This is a genomic window from Nocardia aurantiaca (assembly GCF_009708175.1).
GTDB lineage: Bacteria > Actinomycetota > Actinomycetes > Mycobacteriales > Mycobacteriaceae > Nocardia > Nocardia aurantiaca.
Window position 1 is genome coordinate 241,258 of record NZ_WMBB01000008.1, and the last position, 11,339, is coordinate 252,596.

10 protein-coding genes are annotated in these 11,339 nt (G+C 67.7%); 7 read left to right on the plus strand and 3 right to left on the minus strand.

The features are described 5' to 3' along the window. A complete protein-coding gene (locus GLP40_RS18835) occupies window positions 1–894 on the minus strand; it encodes an LLM class flavin-dependent oxidoreductase (RefSeq protein WP_154789231.1) in 894 nt (297 codons plus the stop codon). Window positions 895–1,045: 151 nt separating this feature from the next. Here GLP40_RS18835 and GLP40_RS18840 point away from each other — a divergent pair, with 151 nt between their 5' ends. From GLP40_RS18840 to GLP40_RS18870, 7 genes are all read left to right on the plus strand, one after another. Then, the gene (locus GLP40_RS18840) at window positions 1,046–2,116 is read left to right on the plus strand and encodes a DUF1707 SHOCT-like domain-containing protein (protein ID WP_196054723.1); all 1,071 of its coding nucleotides are present in this window, start codon (window positions 1,046–1,048) and stop codon (window positions 2,114–2,116) included. Window positions 2,117–2,125: 9 nt separating this feature from the next. Then, entirely contained in the window at window positions 2,126–2,896 is a 771-nt protein-coding gene (locus tag GLP40_RS18845) for a DUF1707 SHOCT-like domain-containing protein (protein WP_154789233.1), read from the plus strand. A 293-nt stretch (window positions 2,897–3,189) separates the two neighbouring features. After that, window positions 3,190–5,028 (plus strand): molecular chaperone DnaK, encoded by a 1,839-nt coding sequence (gene dnaK, locus GLP40_RS18850; protein WP_154789234.1) that lies wholly within the window; start codon window positions 3,190–3,192, stop codon window positions 5,026–5,028. Next, complete coding sequence (gene grpE, locus GLP40_RS18855; protein WP_328290356.1) at window positions 5,025–5,672, plus strand: nucleotide exchange factor GrpE; 648 nt, start codon at window positions 5,025–5,027, stop codon at window positions 5,670–5,672. The genes dnaK and grpE overlap by 4 nt, the downstream gene beginning before the upstream one ends. An 84-nt stretch (window positions 5,673–5,756) precedes the next feature. Further along, window positions 5,757–6,932 (plus strand): molecular chaperone DnaJ, encoded by a 1,176-nt coding sequence (gene dnaJ, locus GLP40_RS18860; protein ID WP_328290357.1) that lies wholly within the window; start codon window positions 5,757–5,759, stop codon window positions 6,930–6,932. Then, window positions 6,932–7,327, plus strand: a complete 396-nt coding sequence (locus GLP40_RS18865) for a heat shock protein transcriptional repressor HspR (protein WP_154789235.1) — start codon at window positions 6,932–6,934, stop codon at window positions 7,325–7,327. The genes dnaJ and GLP40_RS18865 overlap by 1 nt, the downstream gene beginning before the upstream one ends. 625 nt (window positions 7,328–7,952) lie before the next feature. Continuing rightward, the gene (locus GLP40_RS18870) at window positions 7,953–9,122 is read left to right on the plus strand and encodes a globin domain-containing protein (protein ID WP_154789236.1); all 1,170 of its coding nucleotides are present in this window, start codon (window positions 7,953–7,955) and stop codon (window positions 9,120–9,122) included. A gap of 153 nt (window positions 9,123–9,275) precedes the next feature. On the opposite strand, the gene GLP40_RS18875 is transcribed toward GLP40_RS18870, so the two are convergent. Both GLP40_RS18875 and GLP40_RS18880 read right to left on the minus strand, forming a co-directional pair. After that, window positions 9,276–10,061 carry an FAD-binding oxidoreductase gene (locus tag GLP40_RS18875; RefSeq protein WP_328290358.1) on the minus strand — a complete coding sequence of 262 codons (786 nt, stop codon included), beginning with the start codon at window positions 10,059–10,061 and terminating at the stop codon, window positions 9,276–9,278. 31 nt (window positions 10,062–10,092) lie between these two features. Continuing rightward, the gene (locus tag GLP40_RS18880; RefSeq protein ID WP_328290359.1) at window positions 10,093–11,253 is read right to left on the minus strand and encodes an FAD-binding oxidoreductase; all 1,161 of its coding nucleotides are present in this window, start codon (window positions 11,251–11,253) and stop codon (window positions 10,093–10,095) included. Between the last annotated feature and the right edge of the window lie 86 nt (window positions 11,254–11,339).

Sequence of the window (11,339 nt, forward strand, 5' to 3'; positions counted from 1 at the left end):
TCAACAGTCCCCCAGCAGCTTTCGCGCGAGGGGCACCACCTGTCGCGCGAAGCGCTGCACCTGGTCCACGTCGAAGCCGGGCGGCCAGTAGACGAAGGTGTCGAACCCGGCGTCGCGGGCCAGGCGCACGATGAGCTCCGCCCATTCCTCGGGTGAGCCGTGAATCGGGTCGGAGCCGCGGGGATTCGGGTGCAGCGGCCGATCGCTCACCACGCCCGGCAGCGCCGCCAGCCGGGTGATGGTGCGCGGGTCCCGGCCGACCGAGCGCGCCACCGCGTCGATGCGGGCATTGGCATCGGCCCACTGCTCCCATGGCATCCAATTCGGCAGCGGTGCAACCCATCCGTCGGCCGCCGACCCGATCAGATCCAGCGCGTGCGGTCCCATCGCCCCCAGCCAGATACCGATGGCGTGCGCGGGTGCGGGCCCGCCCTCGATGCCCTGCACCGTGTATTCGGTGCCCACCACCGACACCAATTGCCCGGGCCGCCACTCCGCCCGGATGATGGCGATGCCCTCGGCCAACGCCATGAGCGCGGCCCGGCCCTTACGGGCGGGCCCGCCCATGGCCACCACGCCGCTCTCGAAAGCGCCCGCACCCAAACCCAATTCGAACCGCCCGCCGCTGAGCAGGTCGAAGGTGGCGGCCTGTTTGGCGATCATGGACGGGGTGCGCAGCGGCAGATTCGCCACGCCCGGGTAGAGGCTGACGCGCCCCGTGGCCGCCAGACAGGCCCCGATCACCGCGAAGGCATCGCCGAACTGCGCGTTGTAGGGATGGTCCTGGATGGCCACCAGGTCCAGCCCGTCGGCGTCGGCGGCCACGGCCATATCGATGACGTCCGGCAGCGCGGATGCGACGGGCGGGATCGAAATACCGAACCTTGCCTGCATCGAGCCTCCTCACCAGCGGAAATCGATGCTCCCGATCTTCGTGGCCGACCGCGCGCGAGCCCGGCATTTCGGACGTCGGCGCGCATCCCGGGCGTGTCCCACCACCGCCGGAAACCGCGCGTTTTATCCGGGATCCGTCTACGATCCCCGCGTGAGCTCGAAATCGTCCGGATCCGTCGGGGATTCGCCCGCGACCGGACGCATGCGGGCGCGGGACATCGACCGCGTCAACGCGCGGACGCTGCTCGACGCCGCCTACGCGGAGGGCGAGCTCGCGGTCGAGGAGTATCACCAGCGCTCCGAGCAGGCGCAGAACGCGCAGACCCTCGGCGAATTGCAGCGCCTCATCGGCGATCTCCAGCCCAGCGCCAAGACCGCCGACCTCACGCCCGCCGGCAAGCGCGCGCGGCGGCCGTCCTCCGGCGGCTATCCGCCGCGCACCCGGGCCCGCGACGGTGACCGGCAGGCCACCTGCACGCTCCTCGACGCCGCGCTCGCGGACGGACAGCTGAGCGCCGCCGACCACCGCACCCTCACCGAACTCGCCGGTGAGGCACGGACTTTGGGCGAACTGGCCCAGCTCACCGACGACCTGCAACGGCCCGCCGACGCCCGGCCGGACCCGATCCCGCCCACATCGCGGCGCGAGAACTGGTTCGCCGCCGGTGTGGCCGCCGTGAGCATCGCGGTGGCGGTGGGCACCTTCGTGGCGGTGGACCGTCCCCCTTCCCGCCCCGCCGGGCCGCCCGCGGTGGATCTGGGGATCATCGAGCCGATGGTGCTGCCCCGGCCGAAACTCACCGAGGCCGAGGGCATCAGCTACTTCCGGGAGGCCTACCGAGCAAAGTTCGGTGACACCCGCGTCGACGAGGTCGACCTGTTCCCCGACTACGCGGTGGTCACCCGGGGGGTGCAGGCCGACCGTACGGTCCGCTACACCTATCGCGGCGGTTTCGACCAGGGCGACCAACCGCAGACCCGGTCGCCGCAGACGCCGACCGCGGACCTGGCCGCCCTGAACGTGCAGGCCATCGTGGCCCTGGCGGCCCAGGCTCCGGCCCTCACCAAGGTGGATCAGGGCACGGTCGGCCACCTCGATGTCGAGGGGTCGAGCGCCGGGCCGATCGTTCGTATCTATGTGGGCAACAAGGCCAATGAGAACGGCTACATCGAGGCGACCCTCGACGGCCGGATCGTGCGGACCCTGGCGTTCGGGGGATAGGGCGAGACCATGGCTGATGCACGTTCCCAGGGGCTGCGGGCCCGCGACACCGATCGCGTGGACGCCTGCACCCTGCTCGACGCGGCCCGCGACGCGGGCGAGCTCACGGCGTCCGAACACTCGCACCGGACCGCGCGGGCCATGGCGGCCAAGACCTTCGGTGAGCTGGACGCGATACTGGATGATCTGCAGATCCCGGCCAATCTGGTGAATTCGCCTGTGGTGCGGGTGAATCGGCGCGGCCCGTCCACGCGCATGCGCGTCGCCGCCGCGATCGTCGTCGCCGCGGCCCTGCTGGGGGCCTTCGCCGGTTGCGTCTCGCGCACGACCGCGTCCGCACCCGCGATTCCGGACCCGACCACCGGCCAGGGCCTCGCCGGTTTCGTCGCGGCCTATCGGGACCACTTCGGCGATACCAAGGCCGATCAGGTTCTCCTCTACCCCACCTACGTGATCATCGAGCGCCGCAAGGATCCGTCGGCGCCGCGCGACGCGCGCATTCGCTACGACGGCAGCTTCCACTCCTCTGACGACATCGCGCGGTCTCCGGGCTTGGACATCTTCGACATGTCGGTCCTGGATCTGAAGAAGATCGCGGGTCTGCTCGCGGGAGCTCCGCAGTCGGCGGGCGTGCCGAACGGCCGGATCGGGCATGTCGAGATCGCGCGTGGCGTCGATGGCGATCCGGTGGTCACCGTGTATGTCGACGACGGTTCCCAGCACGGGTATTTCAAGGTCACCGCCACCGGCGAGCCGATGGCGATCTATCCGCCCAGCTGATCCGGTCACGATCCGGGCCCATCGGCGGTTAAAAACCGACCGGTGTGGACACAATGGGCCTGGGGCCGGACTCGCGAAGAACTTTCTTTGTGACGCGGGGAATAGATGGTGTGCGGCACCCGTTGGGAGTGGTCAGCAAGGTTGAGCGAGTCAGACTCAAGTTAAGGTTGCGCACCACCCGCCGGTGGGTGCAAGATTGAGCCGATCACGCTCAGTGTTACTGGGACGAAGTGCGCCGGGGTCACTCGGAAGAGGTTTCGGGGCGCTCAGGTACTTAATTAGGAGGAACCACCATGGCTCGTGCGGTCGGTATCGACCTCGGGACCACGAACTCTGTCATCGCCGTTCTCGAAGGCGGCGAACCGGTCGTCGTGGCCAACTCGGAAGGATCGCGCACTACGCCGTCGATCGTCGCGTTCGCCAAGAACGGTGAGGTGCTTGTCGGTCAGCCCGCCAAGAACCAGGCTGTCACCAATGTCGACCGCACCATCAAGTCCGTCAAGCGCCACATGGGCGAGGACTGGTCGGTCGAGATCGACGGCAAGAAGTACACCCCGCAGGAAATCTCCGCGCGCACGCTCATGAAGCTGAAGCGCGACGCCGAGGCCTACCTGGGTGAAGAGATCACCGACGCCGTGATCACCGTCCCCGCCTACTTCGAGGACGCGCAGCGCCAGGCCACCAAGGAGGCCGGCCAGATCGCGGGCCTGAACGTGCTCCGCATCGTCAACGAGCCCACCGCCGCCGCGCTGGCGTACGGCCTGGACAAGGGCGACAAGGAACAGACCATCCTGGTCTTCGACCTGGGTGGCGGCACCTTCGACGTGTCGCTGCTGGAGATCGGCGAGGGCGTCGTCGAGGTCCGCGCGACCTCCGGTGACAACCACCTCGGTGGCGACGACTGGGACGAGCGCATCGTCGGATGGCTGGTCGACAAGTTCAAGGGCACCTCGGGCATCGACCTGACCAAGGACAAGATGGCCATGCAGCGCCTGCGTGAGGCCGCTGAGAAGGCCAAGATCGAGCTGTCGTCCTCGCAGTCGACCTCGATCAACCTGCCCTACATCACCGTCGACGCGGACAAGAACCCGCTGTTCCTCGACGAGCAGCTGACCCGCGCCGAGTTCCAGAAGATCACCTCCGATCTGCTGGATCGCACCCGCAAGCCGTTCCAGTCGGTCATCAAGGACGCCGGCATCTCGGTCGGCGACATCGATCACGTTGTGCTCGTGGGTGGTTCGACCCGCATGCCCGCCGTCTCCGACCTGGTGAAGGAGCTGACCGGCGGCAAGGAGCCGAACAAGGGTGTGAACCCGGACGAGGTCGTCGCCGTCGGCGCCGCCCTGCAGGCCGGTGTGCTCAAGGGCGAGGTCAAGGACGTCCTGCTGCTCGATGTCACCCCGCTGTCGCTGGGCATCGAGACCAAGGGCGGCGTGATGACCAAGCTGATCGAGCGCAACACCACCATTCCGACCAAGCGGTCGGAGACCTTCACCACGGCCGACGACAACCAGCCGTCCGTGCAGATCCAGGTCTTCCAGGGTGAGCGCGAGATCGCCTCGCACAACAAGCTGCTCGGCTCCTTCGAGCTGACCGGCATCCCGCCGGCCCCGCGCGGCGTGCCGCAGATCGAGGTCACCTTCGACATCGACGCCAACGGCATCGTCCACGTCACCGCCAAGGACAAGGGCACCGGCAAGGAGAACACGATCAAGATCCAGGAGGGCTCCGGCCTGTCCAAGGAGGAGATCGACCGCATGGTGCGCGACGCCGAGGCGCACGCGGCCGAGGACAGGGCGCGTCGCGAGGAGGCGGAGACCCGCAACCAGGCCGAGTCCCTGGTGCACCAGACCGAGAAGTTCATCAAGGACAACGAGGACAAGGTGCCCGCGGACGTCAAGACCAAGGTCGAGGCGGCCATCGCGGAGGCGAACGAGGCGCTCAAGGGCACCGACATCGCGGTCATCAAGACCGCGGTGGAGAAGCTCGCTACCGAGTCCCAGGCGCTGGGCCAGGCGATCTACGAGGCCTCGGCCGCGGAGCAGGCCGCCCAGGGCGACGGCGCGAGCGCCACGCAGTCCGATGACACCGTGGTGGATGCCGAGGTCGTCGAGGAGCCTGAGAAGAAGTGACGAACCAGAACCCGGATTACGACGCCGATTCGACGGCGTTCGATGGGCGCTCGGCAAGCTCCGCGCCCTCGGGTGAGGACTTCGAGGCCGCGGTGGACGGTTCCGCCGCGGCCCTCGGGGCCGAGGAGACTCCCGAGGTCAGCGAGGACGCCCTCGCCGACGCGATCACGGCCGAACTGGCCGAGCGCACAGCCGATCTGCAGCGTCTGACGGCGGAGTACGCCAACTACCGCCGTCGGGTCGAGCGCGACCGCAAGGCCGCCATCGATAGCGCCAAGGCCGCGGTGGTGGGCGAACTGCTGCCCGTGCTCGACGATCTGGACCGCGCCCGCGCCCACGGCGACCTCGACTCCGGACCGCTCAAGTCGGTCGCGGACAAGCTGGTCACCGCCCTGCAGAAGCAGGGCCTCGAGGAATTCGGTTCGGAGGGTGAGCCTTTCGATCCGACCCTGCACGAGGCCGTGCAGCACGAGGGCAGTGGCGCGGACCCGGTGCTCGGCATGGTGATGCGCAAGGGCTACCGCTTCGGCGATCGGGTATTGCGTCACGCGCTGGTCGGCGTCACCGACGGTGTGGCGGATCTGGCTGCGGCGCAGCCGGATACGACGAACGCTGGCACCGATGCCGCTGGCACCGATCTGTAATTCACAGACGCCTGCGGCGTCGCCGACGATTCCGCCGGTGCTCTCCGCACCGGCGCCGACCACACGGAAAGGAGGAGATGCCCGGTGAATCGGGAGTGGCTCGAGAAGGACTTCTACAAGGATCTGGGTGTTTCCTCCAGCGCCACCCAGGACGAGATCAAGAAGGCCTACCGCAAGCTGGCCCGTGACCTGCACCCGGACAAGAACCCCGGGGACAGCAAGGCCGAGGACCGGTTCAAGGCCGTCAGCGAGGCGAATGCCGTGCTGTCGGATCCGGAGAAGCGCAAGGAGTACGACGAAGCGCGCAGACTGTTCGCCGGCGGCGGTTTCGGCCGCGGCGGATTCTCGCCCGGGGGCGGCTACGGCCAGCCCGGCGGCGGGTTCTCCGGCGAGTTCAACCTCGGCGACATCTTCGGCGGGGCCGCCGGGGCGGGCGCCGACGGCGGCCTGGGCGACCTGCTGGGCGGACTGTTCAATCGCGGTGGCGCGCGGACGTCCTCGCGTCCCCGGCGCGGTTCCGATGTGGAGACCGAGACGACCCTCGGCTTCCGCGAGGCCGCCCAGGGCGTGACCGTTCCGCTGCGCATGACCAGCCCGGCCGCCTGCACCACCTGCCACGGCAGCGGTGCCAAGCCGGGCACCAGCCCGCGAGTCTGCCCGCACTGCAACGGAACCGGCGTGGTCAGCCGGAACCAGGGCGCGTTCGGCTTCAGCGAGCCGTGCGAGGACTGCCGGGGCACCGGGTCGATCATCGACGACCCGTGCGTCGACTGCCGCGGCACCGGCATCCAGAACCGCACCCGCACCATCACCGTGCGCATTCCCCCGGGGGTGCGCGATGGGCAGCGGATCCGGCTGGCCGGTCAGGGCGAGGCGGGCCTGCGCGGCGCGCCACCCGGCGACCTGTACGTCACCGTGCACGTCAGTCAGGACAAGGTCTTCGGCCGCAATGGTGATGACCTGACCCTGGTGCTGCCGGTCTCGTACGCCGAACTGGTGCTCGGCACCACTGTTTCGGTACCGACCCTGGACGGTCGCGTGGGCGTCAAGGTGCCGCCCGGCACTGCGGACGGCCGTACCCTCAGGGTGCGCGGGCGCGGTGTGCCCAAGCGCGGCGGCGGCGCCGGTGACCTGCTGGTCACCGTGAAGGTCGCGGTGCCGCAGAAGCTGGACGACAATGCCACCGAGGCGCTGCGACGTTACGCGGAGGCGGAGAACACCAGCGGGTTCGATCCACGTGCGGGATGGGCAGGTGCGTGATGAGTTCCGATCCGAAGCAGACCGAGGTCCAGTACTTCCTGATCTCGGTGGCCGCGCAGCTCGCGGGCATGCACGCCCAGACGCTGCGTACCTATGACCGGCTGGGTCTGGTTACACCGCAACGCACTTCGGGCGGCGGGCGGCGCTACTCGAGCCGGGATGTGGAGCTGCTGCGCGAGGTGCAACGCCTGTCCCAGGACGAGGGCGTGAACCTGGCCGGCGTCAAACGGATCATCGAACTCACCAACCAGGTGGAAGAGCTGCAGCAGCGGGTGAGCGAGCTGACCGCCGAGGTGGAAAGGCTGCGGGCCGGATACCGGCCCGCAGACCTGACCCCGCCTCAGCGCAGCACCGCTCTCGTGGTGTGGCAGCCCCGAAACCGGCGTAAACCGTAGCAAGACTGAACCAGAAGCGGTCCGGAGACGTTGTCTCCGGACCGCTTTCGTTGGGGCGGGGCATCCCATCCTCATCCCGGCGTGCTTTTGGCCGGACTCCACCACGCTGCGGATCCCTGCCCAGAAGACGCCGGAATGACGGGGAGAGTCTGTGCGGACAAGGGTGGGTGTTCACCCCGATGCGATTGTTGCGGGCAATGTGCTGAGTTGTGCTGGGGGACCGTCGTATTGGCGAAAGTCTTTGCGTCGGTTAATTACAAACGGACCGGTAGGTTATATATAACTCCATTCGGGAGTTTTGTCCGTATGCTGCAGAGGAATTCAATGACCGGCGTGGTTGCGGCGGGATCGCTGTTTTTCCGAGTCTTGCAAAACGGATCACCCAGGCTCGCTGTCTGAAACCCCGTGTCTCGCGGCGTGTTCCGGTTGAGCAGTCGGTTTTCGTGTCGGATACCCCGCAACGTTCACGCTTTCAGGGAACAAAAAGTGCGTTATTGAAACGTCCCGTTCCGTTGCTGGCTAACCTCGCCTACACTTGCTTGGCAACGGCTGCTGTCGAGTGTCCCGCAGCACTTCACTCGCCGGTCACGCCTGCGTTCGATTGCGAAATGGGGTTGTGACACAAATGGATTCGCGGACCGTCGCATTGATTAGAACAACGTTCAAGGCGGTTGCTGCAGAAGAAGGCGGCCCCGAGAAACTCGCGCGCTCGTTCTACGCCATCCTGTTCACCGAGTACCCACACATTCGCGACTTCTTTCCCGCCGCCCTGGACGCCCAGCGCGATCGGCTGGTCAAGGCCATCGCCTATGCGGTCGACCGGCTGGAGGAACCCGACCGGTTGCTGCCCTTCCTGGCCCAACTCGGCCGCGATCACCGCAAGTACGGGGTGGCCGCCGAACACTATGCGGCCGTGTGCACATCGCTCAAATCCGCGCTGGAGGCCTACGCCGGCACCGAGATGTGGACCGACGAGGTCGATCGCGCCTGGGACGAGGGCATCGGCCTCATCGCCGACACCATGATCGGCGCGGCCGAGAAGGAGACCACCCCGCCGGTGTGGACCGGCACGGTCATCGAACACCGGGAAGTGCTGCGCAATCTGGCCATCGTGCGCCTGAGGCTGGACCAGCCCATGCAATACGCGGCCGGGCAGTACATGAGCGTGCAGATCCCCTCCCGCCCGCGCATGTGGCGCTATCTGTCTCCGGCTATCCCCGCGAATGCCAACGGCGAGCTGGAATTCCATATCCGCAGCGTCACCGGCGGCTGGGTCAGCCCGGCCATGGTCGGCCACAGCCGGGTCGGCGAACAGTGGTTGATCGGGTCGCCGCTGGGCGGTCTCGGCGTGCCCCGCAATACCCGCCGCAAGATGCTCATGATCGGCTGCGGCACCGGCATCGCGCCGCTGCGCGCCCAGCTCATGGCCATGGCCGCGCGGCGCTCCAATCCCAAGGTGGACCTCTTCGTGGGCGGCCATTACCCGTGCGATCTCTACGATCTCGAGGTGCTGAGCCAATTGGCCTGCGCCAACAAATGGCTCACCGTACACCCCGTCACCGAGTCCATCGACAACCCGTGGTGGCACTTCGACAGTTCCGAGGAGCCCCAGGAGTTTCCGGGACTGCGGCCGCGCGTGGTCGGTCAGATCGGCAAGATCGTGGCCGGCCACGGCTCCTGGGAAGACCGGGATGTCCAGATCGTCGGGCCGCCGTCCATGGTGCAGACCACCAAATTCCGCCTCATGGCCGCCGGCACATCCACCCAGAACATCCGCCACGACCCGCTGTTCTGAACCGCCTCCCCGGATATTCAGCGGGCGGCTGAGAGCCGTCGGGGTTGGGCAGCCGTGCCAGCGGCTGGGAGCCGAACCGATTTCAGGGACACCCCGGGAGTCACCCCGATCCTTGCGAAATCAGTTGTCGCATTGGAAGAGCCTTCGTGGTGATCAAAAACCCTCGTAGCGGATGGCTTCGGCGGGTGCGCCTATGGCGACCAGTTGGTCGATGGTGTTGCGCACCATCGCGGCGCCGCCGCAGACCAGGATCTGGTGGTGGTCCAGCGGGCCGAAGCGTTCGGGGATGTCGGCGACGGTGCCCGGCATCATCTCCTCCGGGCGGAAGCCGATATCCACCCGGCACTGCTCGTACCAGGGGTCGAGGCGATCCGGATCCTCCTCGTCCTGCACCACGGGAACGACCGTGAGCCACGGCAATTCGCCGGTCAGCAGGTAGAGCATGTCGGAGGCGTAGAGATCACGCGGGTAGCGCCCGCCCACGAACAGGTGGGTGCGCGGCGGCTCCGGCCGGCGCGAAATGTCGAGCAGCAAGGAGCGCAATGGCGCCAGCCCGACCCCATCGGCGATCATGACCACATCGGTGGCCTCCGAATCCACTGCGAGCCAGCCCGCCGGCGCGCTGATCCGCCACTCGTCGCCCGGATGCGAGTCGGCCACGATGGAGCCGCTGCACCAGCCGCCCGGAACCGTGCGGACATGGAATTCCAGCTTGCCGTCCAGCGACGGCGGCAGCGCGCAATACATACGGCGCGCCATGTTCGGATGCTGCGGCGTGCGCACCTCCACCGACTGCCCGGCCGCGAACGGCACGAACTCGCCGATCAACCGCACCACCGTGGTGTCCTCGCGCAGCCGGTGCGCTCCCACCACGGTAGCCGTCCACTCCGTCCGCGCGCCGAGCGCGAGCTCTCCGGTCTCGTCCGGGCCGAGCGTCACCGATAACTCCTGATCGTCGAAAGGCCGTGCACTACACCGGATCCGAGCTTATCGCCGACAGCGGCGTGCCCACCGAGAGTAGGGCGCGTTTGGTGTCGGCGATCATGCGGGCGGAGCCGGCGATCTGGATCTGGCGGTCGGCCCAGGCGCCGAAGCTGGCCACCACCGCGCCCAGATTGCCGATCAGCCGCCGGTGCATGCCGAACGGCGTCTCGGCGGGCGGGTAGGGGTGCCACCACGGGTTGGTGTCGTTCTCACACACCGGGATCACCGTGAGCCACGGATTGGATTGTGAGAGCTGCCACATGTTCTCCACGTCGTAGAGATCACACGGGTAGCGCCCGCCCATGAACAGGTGCACCCGCGGATTGATGCCGCGCCGGCCCATCTCGATGAGCTGCGCCCGCAGCGGGGCGATGCCGGTGCCGGACCCGATCATGAGCACGTCCTTGCGGCTGCTCAGGTCCACGTGCAGACCGCCCAGCGGAGCCGCGATCATCCACCGGTCGCCCACCTGGGTCTCGTTCACGATGGCCGGGCTGACCCAGCCGGTGCGCACCTTGCGCACATGGAACTCGATCTCGCCATACGGATTCGTGGGGATCGCCGGGGACAGATAGCGCCACATCTTGGGCCGCTGCGGAATGGCCACCGGCACGTACTGACCGGCCTGATAGGGGATCGGGGTATCGGTCTGCAGGCGGACGATGGCCAGATCGTCCACCACCCGCCGGTGCCCGACCACCGTCGCCTCCCAATAGGGTTGCGACTTATCGGAGTTGGCTCCGATGGCCATGGACGCCGAGATCAGGATGGTGATGTCGCGCCAGCCCGCCTCCAGCTGCGGGCTCCAATTGGCGGCGCCGTTATAGGTGCGGAAGGCATGGAGCAGGGCGCGCCCGGCGATGTCGTAGTGCGCGGCCTCCACTCCGTACTTGCGGTGGTCGCGCGCGAGTTGCTCGAGGAAGCGTTGCGCGCGATCCCAGTCCTCCAGATTGTCGAGCACGAACGAGATGGCCGTGACCAACCGCTTCGGCTGCATGTCCATGGCGAAGGGAAACAGTTCCCGCAGGGCGGGAATCTCCGCGAAAAGGTGACCGTAGAACGCGCTGATCAGCCGTTCGGGCCCGTTCGGGGCCTCGACGACTGTCCGAAAGTTTGCGCGGACCAGCGCTGCCGAACGCGCATCCACGACGTCGAGCTTTCCTTCCTGTGCTACTACCCCGGAACGCCCGTTGCCAGGCGGCCCTCCGCGTCAAGTATCCCTTAAAACCTGGT